We start from the raw sequence: 17,878 nt of genomic DNA, 5'->3' as shown, positions 1-17,878 counted from the left end.
GACGCTCGCCCGTGGGCCTACTCGTCCGCGATCGCCTCGAGGACGGCGACCTTCGCCGCCCGTCCTGCCGGACGGATCGCCGCGACGACGCCCAGGATCCCGGTCAACAGCACCAGGCCCACGATCTGGCCCACCGGGATCGAGAGCGCGAAGCCGTCGAGGGTGACGCCAACCGCCGCGGCGAGCACGAATCCGAGCGCGGCGCCCAGGAGCGCGCCGAGCAGCGCCGTGATCGCGGCCTCGAGCAGGATCATCCGCCGTACCTGGCCCCGCGTGGCGCCGACCGCGCGCAGGAGGCCGAGCTCGCGCACCCGCTCCTGGATCGACAGCGTGAGCGTGTTGACGATGCCGAAGAGCGCCACGAGCACGGACAGACCGAGCAGCGCGTAGACGAGCCCGAGCAGCTGGTTGACCTGGCCCGTCTGGTCCGTGACCCAGGCGTCGCGGGTGAGCACCTCCGTGGCGGGATAGTCCCGCCCGAGCGCGCGACCGACCGCGGCGCGGTCGCCGCGCACGAGGACGAAGAAGGGCGAGACCCGCCCGAGCTCCCGCGCGGTCGGGGTGGTCATCACCACGCCCGAGACCGCGGAGGCGCTGCCCTCGACGATCGCGACGACCCGCAGGCGGCGGACGTCCCCGCCCGTGCCGCGCGCCGTGATCGACGTGCCGGCGCGGATCCCGAGGTCCTTCGCGGTGTCCTCCGTGACGTAGACCCGGTCGCGGCCGGGGTCGCCGACCCGGCGCCCGTCGTCCGCGCGCTGGATCCGGGCCAGCCCCCCGCTCAGCGCCTCGGCGTCGAAGATCGTGGCGCTCGCGTTCCGGCCGTCGACGGCCACCCGGCCGAAGGAGACCCCGGCGACGGCCTCGACGCCCGGGGCCGAGCGCACCGCGGGCACGAGCGACGACGGGAGATCGACGAACGCGCCGTCCGAGGGCTGGACGACCAGGGGCGCCGCGACCACCCGCTCGATGTCGCCGCGCAGCGTCGCCCGCAGCCCGGCGGCGAAGACCGTGGCGAAGACGACGAGGGCCAGGCCGATCATGAGCGCGCCGGACGTCACCGCCGTGCGTCCGGGCTGCCGCGCCGCGTTGTCCTGCGCGAGCCGGCCCGGGAGCCCGAAGATGCGCTGCAGCGGCCGGCCGAGCAGGCGCGCCAGCGGGCCGACGAGCAGCGGCGAGATCAGGGCCGCGGCGAGGAACAGCAGTCCGGCGCCCCCGCCCGCGGCGGCGGTGGCGGTGTCGCCCTCGATCGCGCCGACGAGCGCGAGCGTCAGGAGTCCGATCCCGAGCACGCCGATCGCCGCGCCCGCCACCACGGGACCGCGGCGGACCGCGCCCCGGCCGGGCGGGGCGGCGGCCTCGCGCAGCGCCTCGACCGGGGCGACGCGGGTCGCGCGGCGGGCGGGCAGCAGGCTGGCGGCCGCCGTCACGGCGATGCCGACGACGAGGCCGACGAGCACCGTGCGGGGCGCGAACACCGTCGCGGTCGACGGCAGGTCGGCCCCGAACGCCGCGATCAGCTCGCGGAGCGCCGGCGCCACGACGAAGCCCGCCGCCAGGCCGAGGACCGCGCCGACGATCCCGACCGACAGGGCCTCCCCCGCCACGAGCGCCCGGACCTGCTGTCGCCCGGCGCCCAGGGCCCGCAGGAGCGCGAACTCGCGCTGGCGCTGGGCCATCGTGATGGAGAACGTGTTGAAGATGAGGAACGCGCCGACGAACGTCGCGATGCCGGCGAACACGAGCAGGATCGTGGGCAGGAACGAGATCTGCTCCTTGATGTCCTCCGCCTGCTGGGCCCCCTGGTCCTCGCCGGAGCGCACGATCGCCCCGCCGCCGACGGCCCCGCGCACGGCCGCGACGACCTCTTCGTCGCGCGTGCCCGGGGCGCTCAGGGCGAGCACCTGGTCGTAGTAGGCCTCGGGCGTGCGGCCGGTGAGCGCCGCGGCCGTGGCCTCGGGGACGATCGCGATCGTGGTGCCGCCGAAGGAGACGCCCTCGTCGCCGAGCTGCGCCAGGCCGACGAGCCGCAGGCGCCGGCGGGGGCCGTCGCCCTGGACGAAGAAGGCGTCGCCGACCCGCACGTCCGCGCGCTCCGCCGTCGCCGGGTCGACCGCCACCTCGTCCGGGGCCGACGGCGCGCGGCCCGTCGTGTAGCGCGTGGCGCCGTAGCCGGGAGGCAGCGCGGAGAAGAGCAGGCTGGGCGGGCCCTGGCCGCCCAGGCGCGTGCGGCCGTCCTTCTCGAAGAGCGTGACCGCGCCCTGGATGCGGCCCTGGGCCTGTCGCACCCCGTCGGCGCCGCGCACGCGGGCCAGGGCGGTGCGCGGGAGCCGCGGGCCCTCGTCGTCGTCCTCCGTGCTCGGGGTCCCGATCGGCACCGCGGGCGTGACCGCGACGGCGACGCCGCGGTAGCTCACCCGGCCGATCTCGTCGAAGGAGCGGTTGATCGTGTCCGTGAAGATCAGCGTGCCCGAGATCAGCGCCACGCCGATGACCACGGCGAGCGAGGTCAGGAGCGTGCGCCGCAGCTGGGCACGGATCGACCGCAGGAGCAGGACGCGCATCAGGCGGCCGGGTCGGTGAGCAGGCGCAGGCGGGCGTGGACGTCGTCCGAGCCGCCCGCGGGGCCGTCGTGGACGATGCGGCCGTCCTGGAGCAGCAGCAGCCGGTCCGCGTAGGAGGCGGAGCGGGCGTCGTGGGTGACCATCACGACGGTCTGGCCGAAGTCGTCGACGGCGCGACGCAGCAGGCCCAGGACCTCCTCGGAGGAGCGCGAGTCGAGGTTGCCCGTCGGCTCGTCCGCGAAGATCACCGCGGGCCGGCTGACGAGCGCGCGCGCCACCGCGACGCGCTGCTGCTGGCCGCCGGAGAGCTCGCTCGGGCGGTGGTGGCGACGGTCGCCGAGGCCGACGGTGCCGATGAGGCTCTCGAGCCACTCCGGGTCGGCGGTCCGTCCCGCGATCGTGAGCGGCAGGAGGATGTTCTCCTCCGCCGTCAGCACGGGGAGCAGGTTGAAGGCCTGGAAGACGAAGCCGATGCGGTCGCGGCGCAGCTCCGTGAGTCGACGGTCGTCGAGGCCGCCCGTCTGCACCCCGTCGATGGTGACCGTGCCACCGTCGGGGCGGTCGAGCCCCGCGACGCAGTGCATCAGCGTCGACTTGCCCGAGCCCGACGGCCCCATGATCGCCGCGAGCTCGCCCGCGGCGAAGCCGACGCTCACCCCGTCGAGCGCGACGACGCGCGTCTCGCCGCTGCCGTAGGTCTTCCCCAGGTCGTCCGCCTGCACGATCGGAGTGCTCACGGAAGCCATCGAAGCAGAGCCGCGGGCGTACGTCGCGCGATACGGGGGTCATCCCCCAGGCCTTCGGGAGATCCCCGGGTCGGCGGGACGGCCGCGGGCCGGCAGCAAGGTGGCCGGTCGACGGTCGCGCGACGGCGGCCGGATGGCCGCGGGACGGCCCCGCGACGCCGCGCGACCGGCCGGGGTCAGCCGCCGACGGCGCCGACGCCGGCGTCCGCGGCCGCCTGGAGCGCCCGGACGGCCTCGCCCGGGTCGGCCTGCCCGAAGACGGCGGACCCGGCGACGAAGCTCGTGGCGCCCGCGGCGGCGCAGCGGCCGATCGTGGCGAGGTCGACGCCGCCGTCGACCTGGAGGACGGCGCCCGGGGTGAGCCGCTCGGCGATCCGGCCGATCTTGTCGAACGAGCTGGGGATGAACTTCTGGCCGCCCCAGCCCGGGTTGACCGTCATGCAGAGCGCGAGGTCGACGAGCTCCGTCGTCTCCTCGAGCGCGTCGAGGCCGGTGCCGGGGCAGACCGCCAGGCCGGCCAGGGTCCCGAGCTCGCGGGCCTGGCCCAGGGCGTAGTGCAGCTGCGGCGTGGCCTCGGCGTGGACCGTGAGGCAGTCGGCGCCGGCCTTCGCGAAGTCGGCGAGCTGCCGCTCGGGCCGCTCGATCATGAGGTGCACGTCGAGGACGGCGTCGACGCCCTTCAGCGCGTCGACGACGAGCGGGCCCATGGTGATCGGCGGGACGAAGTGCCCGTCCATCACGTCGATGTGGATCGTCGTCGCGCCGGCGGCCACGACCTCCTCGACCTGGCTGCGCAGCCGACCGAAGTCGCTGGCGAGGATGGAGGGGGCGACGCCCGTGAGGCGCGCGAGGCGGGGATCCGGATCGGTCACGCGGGCCACCTTACCGCCGGGGCTGGGCGCCCGACCTGTCACCGCTCTGCGGGTGCGCCGAGCCGCGCCGACGTCCTGCGCGGTCCCGGCCCGAGACGCTCGGGGCGGGGCCCGCTCGTTTACACCTGGACCAGCATGGAGCTGCCGCAGTGGTTGCAGGCGAGCGTCGCCGTCTTCGACATGCGGACGATGGTGGAGTGCTCGCCGCAGTTCGGGCAGACGGAACGCAGCTCGTACCGGGAGAGGCAGTTCACGCACCGGTAGCGCCCGGGGAGGTTCGTGGGCCGGAGCCACGGCTCGTGGCACCCGGGGCAGCTCAGGCCGAGATCAACCTCCATGCGGCCATCATGGCAAGTCGCCTTCGCCCACCCCTGCGACCCCTGGGTATACCCGCCGGGTGCAGCAGGAACACGCTCGGCGACGCGACGGCGATGGACGTCTCGGCGCACCCCGGTACGACGAGACGTTCATCGACCGCGTAGGGCGCGGACGATCCACGTCTCGTTCGACGGCCGCGGCGAGACGTACATCGTCGGCCCCGGGCACGCCCCGGCACTGGCCGGCCGTCCGCCCTGCCGCCGAGCGTCCGCGGTCCCTCAGGCGTCGACGGCGGAGACGTAGAACCCGTCGGTGTGGTCCCGGTGCGGGTAGAGGCGGCGGATCTCGCCCTCCGGGAGTCGCTCCTCGCCCGGGTTGAGCGTGCAGATGGAGTAGACGACGCGGCCGCCGGGGCGGACGGCCTTCTGGGCGACGTCGAGCAGGTCGCCCTGGAGCGTCTCCAGCTCGCGCAGGTCGCGTTCCGTGATGCGCCAGCGCAGGTCGGGGTGCGAGGCCAGCGTGCCAAGGCCGCTGCACGGGGCGTCGAGCAGCACGCGGTCGAACGAGCCGGCCTCGATCGGGTGGTCCAGGGCGTCGGCGTGGATCACCTCGACGTTGTCCGCCCCGACGCGCTCGCAGGTGCGGCGCAGGGCGCGAGCGCGTCCCCCGTGCTTCTCGAGCGCGACGATGGTGCCCTCGCCGCCCATGAGGTCGGCCATGTGGGTCGTCTTTCCGCCCGGCGCCGCGCACATGTCGAGCACGCGCTCGCCCGGCTGGGGTGCGACGGCGCGCGCGACGACCATGGAGCCGTAGGACATCGCGACGTACACGCCGGCATGCCAGCCGGGGTCGCCGAGGACGTCGAGGGCGCCCTCGACCTTGCGGGCCTCGGGGATCGCCTCGTCGAACGGCGTACCGGGCACGACGAGGCCCTCCTCCTCGGCGACCGCGGCCTTCAGGCCGTTCGCGCGCAGGACGAGCTCGGACGGCCGGTTGCCCGCGGCGAGCAGCGCGCGGGTGGCGTTCGGCCCGAGCCACGCCCACCAGCGCTGCACGATCCACAGCGGGTGGCTGTGGCGGATCGCGGCGCCCTCGGGCGTGTCGTCCTTCGGGATCTTCGTGGCGGCGTCGCCGTCCTCCGACACTCGGCGCAGCACGGCGTTGACGAGCTTGAACCCGATGTTCGGCTTCGCGAGCTCGACGGCCGAGGCGACCGCCGCGCGCGCCGGCACGCCGTCGCTGAAGAGCAACTCGTAGAGCCCGATGTGCAGCGCGGCACGGACCTCGACGTCGAGGGTGCGGTCGACGTGCTGGGCGATGACGTGGTCGAGCGTGAGCCGGCGCTGGATCGCGCCGAACGCGAGCCGCTTGGCCTGGCCGCGCTCGCGCGGCTCGAGCTCAGAGGCCACGCCGTGGAGCGCGCGGTCGGCGAACGCGCCGTCGCGCAGCGAGCGGACGACGACCTCGTACGCGGCCCGGCGGGCCGGGCCCGCCTTGTCGGGGCCGCGCGGGGCCCCCTTGGGGCGTCCGGCCGCCCGGGGGCCGCGCTGCGCGCCGTCGCCACCCGCCGGGCGGGGCCCGCCGCTCTTCGGCCCGCCGGCGGGGGCGCCCGGTCCCTGCGGGGTGCCGGCACGGCCGGTGCGCTCGGGGCCGCGCTTCGGGCGGCGCTCCCAGCGGTCGGGGCGGCCGGAGCCGCGCTTGGGGAGCTCGGAGTCGCTCATCGGCTGTTCCGTCCGCGCAGGTACGCGTCGTAGGGCATGGGCTTGCCGCCGGGGGGCTGGACCTCGAGCAGCTCGAGGCCGCCGTCCTCGGCGATGCGGGTGCGGCGCACGCCGAGCACGGTGCCGTCGTCGAGCCGCAGGCGCGCCCCGATGTGCGGCGCCAGGGCGCGGACGTGGTCGTGCTGGACCTGCGCGGGTGCGGCCGGGTCGAGGTCGCGGTCGGCGGCGGCGATCTTCTCCGCGTACGTCACGCCCTCCTCGGGCTGCGGCGTGGCCTGCAGCGTGCCGTCGGCGACGGCGTCGAGCGCCCGCAGCAGCATCTGCGACCCCAGCTCGACGAGCCGCGGGGCGACGTCGCCGTAGGTGTCGTCGGGGCCGATCGGCAACGTCTCCTGCAGCTGGACCGGTCCCGCGTCGAGCTCCTCGACGAGCTCCATGATCGACACGCCCGTCTCGGCGTCGCCGGCCATGATCGCGCGCTCGATCGGCGCGGCGCCGCGCCAGCGCGGCAGCAGCGACGGGTGGACGTTCAGGATCGGGTAGGCCGAGAGCAGCGGCTCGCGGACGATCGCCCCGTACGCGCAGACGATCAGGGCGTCCGGCTCGGCGGCGGCCACGCGGGCGACCGCGGCGTCGTCGAGCGCGTCGGGCTGCAGCAGCGGCAGGCCGAGCTCGCCCGCAGCCTCGGCCACCGGCGGCGGCGTGAGGCGGCGCCCGCGGCCGGCGGGGCGGTCTGGGCGCGTGAGGACGAGCGCGGGCGCACGGTCGGCGGCGACGAGCCGGCGCAGCACGTCGGCGGCGAACCAGCTCGTCCCGAGGTAGACCGTGCGGACGGGACGGACGGTGGGCTCGGCGCTCATGCGTCGCCCGCGGCCGCCGCGCGCAGCTCGCGGATCGCCCGCTTGCGCTGGTCGCGCGAGGTGCGGTCGAGGATGAGGATGCCGTCGAGGTGATCCATCTCGTGCTGGATGATCCGGGCCTCGAAGCCGGAGGCCTCGATCGCGATCGGCGCTCCGTCGTCGTCCTGGGCGCGCAGCCGCAGGTGCACGGCACGCTCCACGTCGACCTGGACCCCGGGGAGCGACAGGCAGCCCTCCGTCGCGACCTCGCTCTCCGCCCCGCGCCACTCGATGACGGGGTTGACGAGCTTGCGGACCGGACCCTCGCCGCCGTCCACGGCGTAGACGAGCACCCGGTGCAGCGTGCCGACCTGGTTGGCGGCGAGGCCGACGCCGTGGGCGGCGTTCATGAGCTGGCCCATGACGTCGAGCTCCTTGCGCAGCGGCTCGTCGAACGTGTCGACGTCGCGGGCGCGGGCCTTCAGCACGGGGTCGCCCCACTGCCGGATGGCCTGCATCGCCGCACGCCGCCGGGCCGCGGCCTCGGCCTCCTGACGGGTGGTCTCCTCGGGGGTCCTGACGTCCGCCATGAACCACCGAGGGTAGCGCCGCCCGGACCTCGCCCGCCCCCCGGCGGGCCGCGGGGCCTTGACCTCGACCACCCTTCAACCCCCAGGATCGGCGCAGCACCGATGAGTCCCGCCGCGCCCGGCGGTCCTCACCCCGACACCCCGACCTCCGGAGACGCCCATGTCATCCCGCTCACCCCTCGCCATCGAGGCCGAGGGGCTCGTCAAGACCTTCGGCGACACCCGCGCCGTCGACGGCGCGGACCTCGCCGTCCCCGCCGGCACGGTCTACGGCGTGCTCGGCCCGAACGGCGCCGGCAAGTCCACCACGATCCGCATGCTGGCCACGCTGCTGCGGCCGGACGGCGGGCGGGCGCGCGTGCTCGGCCACGACGTCGTGACGGAGGCCGCCGCCGTCCGCGACCGCATCAGCCTGACGGGCCAGCTCGCGTCCGTCGACGAGGAGCTGACGGGGCGCGAGAACCTGCTGCTGCTCGGCCGGCTGCTCGGGTACTCCCGCCGCGGGGCCGCCGAGCGCGCCGAGCAGCTGCTGCTGGCGTTCGGCCTGACGGACGCCGCGGGCCGCCTGGCGAAGCACTACTCCGGCGGCATGCGGCGTCGGCTCGACATCGCCGCCAGCCTCGTCGTGACCCCCGACCTGCTGTTCCTCGACGAGCCGACGACGGGCCTGGACCCGCGCTCCCGCAACGAGGTCTGGGAGATCGTCCGCGCACTCGTGACCCGGGGCACGACGGTGCTGCTCTGCACCCAGTACCTCGACGAGGCCGACCAGCTCGCGTCGCGCATCGCGGTCATCGACCGCGGCAGCGTGATCGCGGAGGGCACGCCCTCGCAGCTCAAGGCGTCCGTGGGCCGCAGTGCGCTGCACCTGCGCGTGGAGGATCCGGCGCAGCGGGCCGAGGCCGAGGCACTGCTGACGCGCGGCCTGGACGCCGAGGTCACGCTCGAGCCGGATCCGACGGCGCTCTCCGTGCCCGTGGGCGACGCGGGGCAGGCGGCCGAGGCCGTCACCGCGCTCGTCGACGCCGGCGTGCCCGTAGCCGGGTTCGGGGTCGGGCAGCCCAGCCTGGACGAGGTGTTCCTCGCGCTGACGGGCCGACCCGCGGGCACCGAGGCGGAGGAGGTGGCGGCATGAGCACCACGACCCCCGTCGCCCCCACCCAGGTCGAACGCGAGCGCGCGCTCGACGCCGCCCTCAGCCGCAGCGAGCGCCCGCAGCGCGCCAGCGCCGCCACCGCGTGCCTCGCGTTCGCGTGGCGCGCCATGCGGAAGATCCGCCACGTGCCGGAGCAGCTCATCGACGTGACGATCACGCCGGTGCTGTTCCTCGTGATGTTCGTCTACCTCTTCGGCGGCGCCGTGGCGGGCTCGACGGACGAGTACCTGCAGTTCGTCCTGCCCGGCGTGCTCGTGCAGGCCGTGCTGTTCACCACGGTCTACTCCGGGGTGACCCTGAACACCGACATGACCAAGGGCGTCGTCGACCGCTTCCGCTCGCTCCCCATGTGGTCGCCCGCGCCGCTGCTGGGCGCCGCGGTCGGCGACCTCGTCCGCTACGTCGTCGCCGCGACAGTGACGATCGTGCTGGGCCTGATCCTGGGCTTCGAGGCCGGTGGCGGGGTCCTCGGGATCCTCGCGGGGATGGCGCTGCTCGCCCTCTTCGCGTTCGGGCTGGCCTGGGTGTTCACCACGGTGGGGCTGCTCATGCGCTCCCCGAGCGCGGTGATGAACACGGGCTTCATGGCGCTGTTCCCGCTCGTGTTCCTGTCGAACATCTTCGTCGCCCCGGAGACGCTGCCGCAGGTGCTCGAGTGGTTCGTGGGCGTCAACCCGGTCTCGCACGTCGTGACCGCGGTTCGCGGGCTGATCGACGGGAGCGCGTCGGCGGGCGACATCCTGCTCGTGCTCGGCGAGGCCGCGGCGCTGACCGCGATCTTCGTGCCGCTCACGACGCGGCTGTACCGGACGCGGGGCTGAGGGGCGCGGTCCGCCCGGTCGGCCCGCTCAGCGGGGATCGACCTCGACGGCCAGCATCACGCCGCGGTGGGCGGCCTCGCCGATGACGGCGCTCACGGCCCACCGGACGGCGTGGACCGTCGCCGCCCGCTGCGGCGCCTTCACGAGCAGCTGGCGCCGGAACCGGCCCTGGCGGCGGAAGAGCGGGACGGGGCCCATCGTGTCCTCCGGCATCCGCACGGCGACCGCGTCGGCGGCGGCCTGCACGCGGGCCTCGTCCGGGTGCTCGCAGACCACGCGCACGATCGTGGAGAACGGCGGGTAGCCCAGCGCGCGGCGCCGCTCGATCTCCTCCACGAGGAATCCGTGGGCGTCGTGCCGGGCGGCGAAGCGCAGGGACGCGTCGTCGGGCGCGCGCGTCTGGACGAGCACCCGTGCCGGCGCCGCGTCCGGTCCTCCCCCGCGCCCCGCGCGGCCGGCGAGCTGGGCGACGAGCTGGAAGGTGCGCTCCTGGGCCCGGAAGTCGGGGAACCGCAGCGTCGCGTCGGCGTCGACGACCACGCCGAGCTCGACGTCGGGGAAGTCGTGACCCTTCGCGATCATCTGGGTGCCGACGAGGATCCCGTGGTCCGCCGCGCCGAACGCCTCGAGGACGCTCGCGCGGTCCCGGACGTCGGCGTCGAGCCGGTAGACGTGCCCGGGCAGGTCGTCCGCGAGCTGCTCCGTGCCCAGGCCGTGCTGGCCGACGGAGACGGACTGGCACGCCACGCAGCGCGTCGGCGGGCGCTCCTGGTGGCCGCAGTGGTGGCAGCGCAGCGAGCCCCCCGGGCCGCTGCCGTCCGTGCCCGGCCTCGCGCCGTGCAGCACGAGGGAGACGTCGCAGTTCGGGCACTCCCACGTGTGGCCGCAGTCGGCGCACTCCATCCACGTCGCCCAGCCGCGGCGGTTGAGCAGCACGATCGCCTTGCGGGCGTCGGCGATCGCGCGGTGGACGTCGGGGTGCAGCGTGCCGCGGGTGCCGCGCACGTCGACGAGCCGCACCAGCGGCATGTCGCGGCCGTCCGCGCGGCGGGGCAGGCCGATGCGGCGCAGCGACGCCCACGACTCGGGTCGCGGGGTCGCCGAGCCGACGAGCAGCACGGCGTCGTGCTGCTGCGCGCGCCACGCGGCGACGCGGCGGGCGTCGTAACGGGGGTCCCCGTCGTGCTTGTAGGCCGGGTCGTGCTCCTCGTCGACGATCACGAGGCCCAGGTCGGAGACGGGCGCGAAGACCGTCGACATCGGGCCGACGCAGATCCGCGCCTCGCCCGAGCGCAGCCGCCACCACTCGTCGCGGCGCTCGCCCTTCGAGAGCCCGGAGTGCAGCACCGCCACCGTCTCGCCCAGCCGGCGGCGGAAGCGCGCGACGGTCTGGGGCGTCAGCGCGATCTCCGGGACGAGGACGAGCACGGTGCGGCCGGCCTCGATGACGCGCTGGGCGGCCTGGAGGTAGACCTCGGTCTTGCCCGAGCCCGTCACGCCGTGCAGCAGCAGGCGACGCTCGTGGGGGTCGGTGCCCGGGTCGTCGAGCACCGCGGCGATCCGCTCGACCGCGAGGGCCTGGTCCGGGTTGAGGACGGGGGCGCTGCGGCCGTCGCCGTGGTGGGCGCCGACGTCGAGGTGCTCCGGCCGCCGCGGGCGGGCGCGCGCGCTGATCTCGACCAGGCCGCGCGACTCGAGCCGGCGCAGGGTCGGCAGGTCGTCCCCCGCCCAGTCCGGCAGGCGGTCGAGCACCGCGCGCTGGTTGGCGTTCAGGCGGATCCCGGTGTAGCGGTCGTCGCCCTCGGCCGGCGCGGGGGGACCATCGGGCCGCGGCGGCGGGAGCACCGGGTCGGCCCAGAACCGCGTGCGCTCCGCCACGCCCTCCGGGGGCAGGAGCAGCTCGAGGCAGCGTGCGGGGGTCGAGACGACGTCGTCGGCCATCCACAGCGCCAGCCGCACGAGCTCGGGCGGGAGCGAGACGTCGAGGACCGCCGTCGGCGCCTTGAGCTTGTGCTCCGACTCCTCGGCCAGCGCCGTGACGACGCCGCGCAGGCGCTGGCGGCCGAAGGGCACGTCGACGACGCTGCCCACATCGCAGCCGTCGGGGCGCGCGTAGTCGAAGGGGCCGCGCACGCCGCGGGCCGTGACGAGCGGCTCGACCTGGATGACGCGGGGTCCGAACACCGCAGGGCATGGTCGCACGGCCCGATCCCGGACCCGTACGCGCCGGGCCGCCCGCCCGGGTGCCCGGCGACGCCGCCGGTCGACCGCCCCCGGCGCGATGATGCCCATGCTCGAACGGGCACAGGCCCCCGAGACCCCACAGACCCGGCGGGACACCGCCGCCGGAGACCGGAGCACCTGCATGAGCACCGAGACCCGCCCCACCGTCGCCCTCCTGGGCACGGGCACCATGGGCTTGCCGATGGCCCGCAACCTGCTGCGCGCCGGGCTGCCGCTGCGCGTGTGGAACCGCACGCTCGACAAGGCCCGTCCGCTCGCCGACGACGGCGCCACGGTCGCCGAGACCCCGGCCGCGGCGGTCGACGGGGCCGATGTCGTCGTGACGATGCTCGACGCGATCGACGCCGTGCGCGAGACGATCGCCGCCGCCGCGCCCGGCCTCGACCGCGGGCAGGTCTGGGTGCAGACCAGCACCGTGGGCGTCGAGGGCACCCACGGCCTCGCCGAGCTGGCCGAGGAGTTCGGCCTGCGCTTCGTCGACGCCCCGGTCCTCGGCACGCTGAAGCCCGCGCAGGACGGCACGCTCGTGGTCCTCGCGAGCGGCACCGACGACGCGCTCGACGTCGCCACGCCGGTCTTCGACGCCATCGGCTCGCGCACCATGCGCGTCGGCCGGGCCGGCGCCGGGACGCGCGTGAAGCTCGTGGCGAACTCGTGGGTGCTCGCGGTGACCGCCGCCACCGCCGAGGCGTTCGCGTTGGCCGAGGGCCTCGACGTGGACCCGCGCACGTTCCTCGAGTCCGTCTCGGGGGGCCCGCTCGACCTGCCCTACCTGCAGGTCAAGGGCCAGGCGATGCTCGACGGCGCCTACGCCCCGAGCTTCTCCGTCAGGAACGCGCTGAAGGACGCCCGCCTCGTGGGCGCTGCGGCCGACGGCGCCGGCGTGCGCAACGGCATCGCGGCCGTCGCCGCCGAGCACCTCGACCGCGCCGACCAGGCCGGGCACGGCGACGACGACATGGCCGCGCTCTACAAGGGCGTCAAGCAGGACTGAGGTCCCGCCCGGTCGCGGTCACCCCACGAGGGCCGCGGCCGCCGCGCGCGCGGCGCCGAAGGGGTCCTCGACGGCCCCCATCCCGGCGGTCACGACGGCGCCCTCGTGCAGCAGCATGAGCTGGGCGCCGAGGCGGCCGGGGTCCGCGGCCCCCGCCGCCGCGGCCAGGTCGACGAACAGCGCGAGCGTCCAGCGCTTCTCCTCCACCATCACCGCGTGGGCGGGGTGGGACGGGTCCGAGATCTCGGCGTGCGCGTTGACCATCGCGCAGCCGTTGGTCCCCCGCGCTCGCGCCCAGTCGGCCGCGGCCGCGAAGACCTCGGCCAGCCGCGCGCGCGGATCCGGGCCCGCGGCCTCCATCCGCTCCGTCAGCAGCACGCGCCACTCCCGGTCCCGCGCCCCCAGGTACTCCGCCACGAGGCGCTCCTTCGAGCCGAAGCGGTCGTAGAGCGTCTTCTTCGTGACGCCCGCGCGCTCCGCGATGGCGTCGACCCCCACGGCATGGATGCCGCGGGCGTAGAAGAGCTCGGACGCGGCCTGCAGGACCGCCTGCGCCTTCGGGGTCCAGGCGATGGCCTCGGTCATGGACGAAGCATAGCGACTCGGGTATACCGATCTGTATAGTCGCCCCGCATGGGTACACCGATCGGTATACCGCGGCGCCGCGCCGCGCCGCGGCTCACGCGCCGCGCCTGGATCACGACCGGTCTGGCCGTGGTGTTCGTGCTCTGCTGGTCCTCCGGGTTCATCGGGGCGAAGCTCGGCTCCGCGGAGGCCCCCGTGGCCACCACCCTGATGTGGCGGTTCGTCCCGCTCGCCCTCGTCCTCGTGCCGCTGGCGCTCGCGCGGGCGGGGCACGGCCTTCGGGGGCGGACCCGGGGCGACGTCGGGACCCACGTGGTGGTCGGCCTGCTCTCGCAGTCGGGCTACCTGCTGACGGTCTACGGCGCGATCGGGCTCGGCGTGAGCACGGGCACCACCGCGCTCATCGACGGGCTGCAGCCGCTCGTGGCCGCCGCGCTCGTCGGCCCCCTGCTGGGTGTCGCCGTGAGCGCGCGCCAGCGGGCGGGGCTGGCGCTCGGGCTCGCGGGCGTCGTCCTCGTGACCTGGTCCGACGCGACCGCGCCGACGAGCACGGCGCCGTGGTGGGCGTACCTCGTGCCGTTCGCCGGGATGCTGAGCCTGCTGGCCTCGACGTTCGTCGAGCGCCGGACCGCGGTCAGGACTCCCCCGCTCGCGGCGCTGGCGGTCCACTGCACGACCTCGGCGGTCGTCTTCACCGTCCTGGCGCTCGTCACGTCCGACGCGGTCCCGCCCGCCACGAGCGGGTTCTGGCTCGCGACGGCGTGGCTCGTCGTCCTGCCGACGTTCGGCGGCTACGGCCTCTACTGGCTGCTCGTCGAGCGCATCGGGGTGACGCCCGTCAACGGCCTGCTGTTCCTCATCGCCCCCGTCACGTCGGTGTGGGGCGCGGCGATGTTCGGCGAGCCGCTCACGCTCCTGACCGTCTCGGGCCTGGCCCTGGCGCTCGTCGCCGCGCTGGCGGTCAGCGGAGCCGCAGCCGCACGGTCCGGCGGACGGTCCGGGCGGGACCGTTCTCCGGCCGGAACGACACCGTGACGCGTGCGGGCAGGCGGCCGGTGCGCCGGAGCGTCGCGCGGGCCGCGGCCGTCGGGCGCAGGACGACCGTGCGGGCACCGGCGCGCGTCACCGTCCGCCGGACCGTCGCCGTGACGCGGCGCCCCGGGCGGCGGCGGTCGGCGGCCGTGACCGTCAGCCGACCCGGGGCCCCGAACGTCAGCCGCAGGCGCAGCGCACCGCTGCGCGGGACGGCGGTCGTCCCCCGCCAACGGAGTGCCGGTCCGCGGAGCCGGGACGGCATCGCACCGGACGCGCCGGGGCCCGACGGCGGCCCGACGGGCCCGCCGAGCGGCGTCGACGGGGCCGGGTCCCCGACGGGCGCGTCGCCCGGGGCGGGACCAGGCTCGGCCGGCCGCGGGTCGCCGGTGGCGCAGCGGCCGCCCTCGAGCACCTGCTTGCGGCCGCCGCGCTTGTCGATCGTGAACGCGTCGAGCGGCTCGCCGACCTCCCGCACGGTCGTCGACGCCTCGCCCTTCGCGGCGATCACGGACTCGAAGACCAGCCGGTCGCCCAGCATGCAGATCGCCCCGAACGTCGACGTCTCCGCCGCCGCGACCACGCGCGTCGCACCGTTGGCGGTCCACGTGTTCCGCCCGTCGGGCTGCTGGTCGTAGTACTTCGGCCCGAGGACGCTGACGACGTAGGTCGGCCCGTTGCGGGTCTTGAAGCCGCGGGCGTACGTGTGGTCGTGGCCGTTGAGCACGAGGTCGACGTCGTGCCGCTCCAGGAGGTCCCCGAACGCGCCGCGGACGGCCGGGTTGTCGCTCGGGAACCGGTCGGCCGCCGTGTAGACGGGGAAGTGGAAGGTGACGACCGTGAAGCGCTGGCGGTGGTCCTCGAGCTGCCGGGCGAGCCACGCGCGCTGGTTGGCGAGCGCGATGGCGTCGATCCCGGCCAGGCCGGTGTCGAGCGTGATGAAGCGGACGCCCCGGTGGTCCACGACGGTGGTGTTCCGACCGAGCGTCGCGCCGTTGGGCTCCACCGGGAAGTGCGCCAGGTAGTTGCTGCCCAGCAGGTCGATGCTGTCGGCGTCGTAGGAGTACTCGTGGTTGCCGGGGACGGTGAGGTGGTTCTTGGTGGCCGCCGCCTCCCCCAGGCCCGCGAACCAGTCGCCCCAGTCCTTGTCGAACGTGGGCCGGTTGATCTGGTCACCAGCGTGCACGACGAGCGCCGCGTCCGGTACGGCGGCGAGGGCGCGACCCATGTTGACCGGCCACCGGTCGTCGAGCCCGTTCTGGGCGTCGCCGACGGCGAGCCAGCGCCACGGCTTCTCCGGGTCGGGGTCGGCCGTGGTGAACGTGCGCCACGGGCTCCAGCCGGCGTCGGAGCCGACGCGGTAGCGGTAGGTGACGCCCGGGTCGAGGCCCGCCACCTTCGCGCGGTGGTGGCGGACGGCGTAGTCCCGACCCCCCTCGTGCCCGACCGTCCGCCGGTCGGCGGTCGTCGCGTCGGCCGCGATCACGGGGCCGACGGCCGCACCACCCTCCATCCGCTGGGCCTCGGCGCGGCCCGTGGCGGTCTCGCCGTCCGTCCGCCAGCCGAACGTCTGTGAGCGCTCCGGCGTCGTGGTCGGCGACATCACCACGCGGTCGGGCACGGGGGTGGCGCGGTAGGGCAGCTCGGGCTCCGCCGCCCCCGCGACCCCGGGCAGGACGCCGACGGAGACCACGGCGAGCGCGACCAAGCGCCCCGAGCGGGGGCGCGGACGGCCGGGGGTGGGCAGGACCGGGCGGAGCGTCGACACGTCGACACCGCAAGCTACGCACGGGTAGGGCGCGAATCGTGACGATCCGGTTAGCGCCTACGAGACAGCGCGAACGACGCGGACCGCCGCCACCCAGAACGACGTCGGGCCCGCCCCCCTGCGGAGAACGGACCCGATCCCGCGCCGCCGGGAAGAACCCGTTCGGCGGCGCGTATGCGTCTGAGGCGGGCCTCAGACCATGCGCTACAGGCCGGCGGCGGCCTTCAGCTCGTCGACCTTGTCCAGCTTCTCCCAGGTGAACTCCTCGAGCTCGCGACCGAAGTGGCCGTAGGCGGCCGTCTTCTGGAATATCGGGCGGAAGAGGTTCAGGTGGCGGCGGTACGCCAGCGGGCGGAGGTCGAAGACCGAACGGACGGCCTTCTCGATCGTGGCGTGCGGAACCTTCTCGGTGCCGAACGTCTCGACGAGGATCGAGATGGGCTGCGCGACGCCGATGGCGTAGGAGACCTGGATCTCGGCGCGGTCGGCGAGGCCGGCGGCGACGACGTTCTTGGCGACCCAGCGCGTCGCGTACGCGGCGGAGCGGTCGACCTTCGAGGAGTCCTTGCCGGAGAACGCGCCGCCACCGTGGCGGGCGGAGCCGCCGTAGGTGTCGACGATGATCTTGCGGCCGGTCAGGCCGGTGTCGCCGACGGGACCGCCGATGACGAAGCGGCCCGTCGGGTTCACCAGGAACTCGTCCAGCAGCGTGTTCTCGTCGTACATGTCGCCCGGGAGGACGTGCTTGACGACGTGCTCCCAGAGGTCGGACTTGATCTGCTTCTGATCGAGCACGTCCTCGGAGTGCTGCGTGGAGATCAGGAGCTTGTCGATCGAGACGGGCTTGCCGTCGCGGTAGCGGACGGAGACCTGGGTCTTCGCGTCCGGGCGCAGGTAGTCGAGCTCGCCCGACTTGCGGACCTTGGCGAGGCGCTCGGCGAGACGGTGCGCGTTCTGGATCGCGACCGGCATGAACTCCGGCGTCTCGTTCGTCGCGTAGCCGAAGATGATGCCCTGGTCGCCGGCACCCTCGAGGTCGAACTCGTCGGCCGAGCCGCCCTTGTGCTCCGTCGCGTCGTCGACGCCCTGGGCGATGTCCGCGGACTGCGGGTCGATCGCGTTGAGGACGGCGCAGGAGTCGAACGAGAAGCCGAGGTCGCCGTGCGTGTAGCCGATCTCCTTGATCGTGTCGCGCGCGATCTGCTGGATGTCGATGTACGCGTCCGTGCGGATCTCGCCGGAGACGACGACGAGGCCGGTGTTGACGAGCACCTCGCAGGCCACGCGGGCCTTCTCGACGTTGGAGTCGGCCGCGAGCACCGCGTCCAGCACACCGTCAGAGATCTGATCGGCGACCTTGTCGGGGTGACCCTCGGAGACGGACTCCGAGGTGAACAGGTACTCGTTGTCTGCGTACTGGCTCATGGGATCCTGGGATCGACGTCAGCGGGTGAATGTCCCGGGCTGGGCACGGTCGTCCGACTCTCGCGCGGGGCCCGGGCCAGGACGGCACCCGGGGGCGCGCGTCGTGCCGGACGCGCGGGCGCCGGGGACGACGGCACGCAGCAACTCCGAGAAGCCGGGAAAGCCTATCGACATGACGCGCTTTGGCGCTGTCGGGTGCCGGG

At 75.1% G+C, this 17,878-nt stretch carries 15 protein-coding genes; 4 read left to right on the top strand and 11 right to left on the bottom strand.

Going from position 1 to position 17,878, the window contains the following annotated elements; translation table 11 throughout:
- Positions 1-17: 17 nt before the first annotated feature.
- The 7 genes from F593_RS0108840 to def form a co-directional block, all read right to left on the bottom strand.
- The gene (locus F593_RS0108840; RefSeq protein ID WP_022928397.1) at positions 18-2,564 is read right to left on the bottom strand and encodes an ABC transporter permease; all 2,547 of its coding nucleotides are present in this window, start codon (positions 2,562-2,564) and stop codon (positions 18-20) included.
- A complete protein-coding gene (locus F593_RS0108835; RefSeq protein WP_028721547.1) occupies positions 2,564-3,310 on the bottom strand; it encodes an ABC transporter ATP-binding protein in 747 nt (248 codons plus the stop codon). Before F593_RS0108835 ends, F593_RS0108840 begins: the two co-directional genes overlap by 1 nt.
- A 176-nt stretch (positions 3,311-3,486) precedes the next feature.
- The gene (gene rpe, locus F593_RS0108830) at positions 3,487-4,182 is read right to left on the bottom strand and encodes a ribulose-phosphate 3-epimerase (protein ID WP_022928395.1); all 696 of its coding nucleotides are present in this window, start codon (positions 4,180-4,182) and stop codon (positions 3,487-3,489) included.
- Positions 4,183-4,301: 119 nt separating this feature from the next.
- Positions 4,302-4,520 (bottom strand): YfgJ family double zinc ribbon protein, encoded by a 219-nt coding sequence (locus F593_RS29240; RefSeq protein WP_084629766.1) that lies wholly within the window; start codon positions 4,518-4,520, stop codon positions 4,302-4,304.
- Between the two features lie 258 nt (positions 4,521-4,778).
- Positions 4,779-6,221, bottom strand: a complete 1,443-nt coding sequence (locus F593_RS0108820; protein WP_022928393.1) for a transcription antitermination factor NusB — start codon at positions 6,219-6,221, stop codon at positions 4,779-4,781.
- Positions 6,218-7,081, bottom strand: a complete 864-nt coding sequence (fmt, locus tag F593_RS0108815) for a methionyl-tRNA formyltransferase (protein WP_022928392.1) — start codon at positions 7,079-7,081, stop codon at positions 6,218-6,220. The genes F593_RS0108820 and fmt overlap by 4 nt, the downstream gene beginning before the upstream one ends.
- Entirely contained in the window at positions 7,078-7,650 is a 573-nt protein-coding gene (gene def / locus F593_RS0108810) for a peptide deformylase (protein WP_022928391.1), read from the bottom strand. The genes fmt and def overlap by 4 nt, the downstream gene beginning before the upstream one ends.
- Positions 7,651-7,810: 160 nt before the next feature.
- Here def and F593_RS0108805 point away from each other — a divergent pair, with 160 nt between their 5' ends.
- Together F593_RS0108805 and F593_RS0108800 are read left to right on the top strand one after the other, a co-directional pair.
- On the top strand, positions 7,811-8,785 hold the full coding sequence (locus F593_RS0108805; protein WP_022928390.1) for a daunorubicin resistance protein DrrA family ABC transporter ATP-binding protein: 975 nt from the start codon (positions 7,811-7,813) through the stop codon (positions 8,783-8,785).
- A complete protein-coding gene (locus F593_RS0108800; RefSeq protein WP_022928389.1) occupies positions 8,782-9,627 on the top strand; it encodes an ABC transporter permease in 846 nt (281 codons plus the stop codon). Before F593_RS0108805 ends, F593_RS0108800 begins: the two co-directional genes overlap by 4 nt.
- Positions 9,628-9,654: 27 nt before the next feature.
- Here the strand turns inward: F593_RS0108800 and priA are convergent, their stop codons facing one another.
- Positions 9,655-11,811, bottom strand: a complete 2,157-nt coding sequence (priA, locus tag F593_RS23700) for a replication restart helicase PriA (protein WP_022928388.1) — start codon at positions 11,809-11,811, stop codon at positions 9,655-9,657.
- A gap of 181 nt (positions 11,812-11,992) precedes the next feature.
- Between priA and F593_RS0108785 the strand changes: the two genes are divergently transcribed.
- The gene (locus F593_RS0108785; protein ID WP_022928387.1) at positions 11,993-12,865 is read left to right on the top strand and encodes an NAD(P)-dependent oxidoreductase; all 873 of its coding nucleotides are present in this window, start codon (positions 11,993-11,995) and stop codon (positions 12,863-12,865) included.
- A gap of 18 nt (positions 12,866-12,883) precedes the next feature.
- Here the strand turns inward: F593_RS0108785 and F593_RS0108780 are convergent, their stop codons facing one another.
- On the bottom strand, positions 12,884-13,450 hold the full coding sequence (locus F593_RS0108780; protein ID WP_022928386.1) for a TetR/AcrR family transcriptional regulator: 567 nt from the start codon (positions 13,448-13,450) through the stop codon (positions 12,884-12,886).
- Positions 13,451-13,498: 48 nt separating this feature from the next.
- Here F593_RS0108780 and F593_RS23695 point away from each other — a divergent pair, with 48 nt between their 5' ends.
- Positions 13,499-14,485, top strand: coding sequence for a DMT family transporter (locus F593_RS23695; RefSeq protein ID WP_022928385.1), 987 nt, complete (start codon positions 13,499-13,501; stop codon positions 14,483-14,485).
- Here F593_RS23695 and F593_RS28030 read toward each other — a convergent pair.
- On the bottom strand, positions 14,412-16,250 hold the full coding sequence (locus F593_RS28030) for a purple acid phosphatase family protein (protein WP_022928384.1): 1,839 nt from the start codon (positions 16,248-16,250) through the stop codon (positions 14,412-14,414). The genes F593_RS23695 and F593_RS28030 overlap by 74 nt on opposite strands.
- A 204-nt stretch (positions 16,251-16,454) precedes the next feature.
- Positions 16,455-17,675 (bottom strand): methionine adenosyltransferase, encoded by a 1,221-nt coding sequence (gene metK, locus F593_RS0108765; RefSeq protein ID WP_022928383.1) that lies wholly within the window; start codon positions 17,673-17,675, stop codon positions 16,455-16,457.
- Positions 17,676-17,878 lie beyond the last annotated feature (203 nt).

The sequence above is a fragment of the Patulibacter americanus DSM 16676 genome (assembly GCF_000420025.1).
Classification (GTDB): domain Bacteria; phylum Actinomycetota; class Thermoleophilia; order Solirubrobacterales; family Solirubrobacteraceae; genus Patulibacter; species Patulibacter americanus.
The sequence above is the reverse complement of the archived record's forward strand: the minus strand, read 5'-3'. Positions and strand labels throughout refer to the sequence as shown.

Bases quoted from the DNA above. Each gene is read 5' to 3' on its own strand.
- F593_RS0108805 (WP_022928390.1), top strand. From the start codon at position 7,811: ATGTCATCCCGCTCACCCCTCGCCATCGAGGCCGAGGGGCTCGTCAAG.
- F593_RS0108800 (WP_022928389.1), top strand. From the start codon at position 8,782: ATGAGCACCACGACCCCCGTCGCCCCCACCCAGGTCGAACGCGAGCGC.
- F593_RS23695 (WP_022928385.1), top strand. From the start codon at position 13,499: ATGGGTACACCGATCGGTATACCGCGGCGCCGCGCCGCGCCGCGGCTC.
- def (WP_022928391.1), bottom strand. From the start codon at position 7,650: ATGGCGGACGTCAGGACCCCCGAGGAGACCACCCGTCAGGAGGCCGAG.
- F593_RS0108785 (WP_022928387.1), top strand. From the start codon at position 11,993: ATGAGCACCGAGACCCGCCCCACCGTCGCCCTCCTGGGCACGGGCACC.
- F593_RS0108820 (WP_022928393.1), bottom strand. From the start codon at position 6,221: ATGAGCGACTCCGAGCTCCCCAAGCGCGGCTCCGGCCGCCCCGACCGC.
- F593_RS0108780 (WP_022928386.1), bottom strand. From the start codon at position 13,450: ATGACCGAGGCCATCGCCTGGACCCCGAAGGCGCAGGCGGTCCTGCAG.
- F593_RS0108840 (WP_022928397.1), bottom strand. From the start codon at position 2,564: ATGCGCGTCCTGCTCCTGCGGTCGATCCGTGCCCAGCTGCGGCGCACG.
- fmt (WP_022928392.1), bottom strand. From the start codon at position 7,081: ATGAGCGCCGAGCCCACCGTCCGTCCCGTCCGCACGGTCTACCTCGGG.
- metK (WP_022928383.1), bottom strand. From the start codon at position 17,675: ATGAGCCAGTACGCAGACAACGAGTACCTGTTCACCTCGGAGTCCGTC.
- F593_RS29240 (WP_084629766.1), bottom strand. From the start codon at position 4,520: ATGGAGGTTGATCTCGGCCTGAGCTGCCCCGGGTGCCACGAGCCGTGG.
- F593_RS0108835 (WP_028721547.1), bottom strand. From the start codon at position 3,310: ATGGCTTCCGTGAGCACTCCGATCGTGCAGGCGGACGACCTGGGGAAG.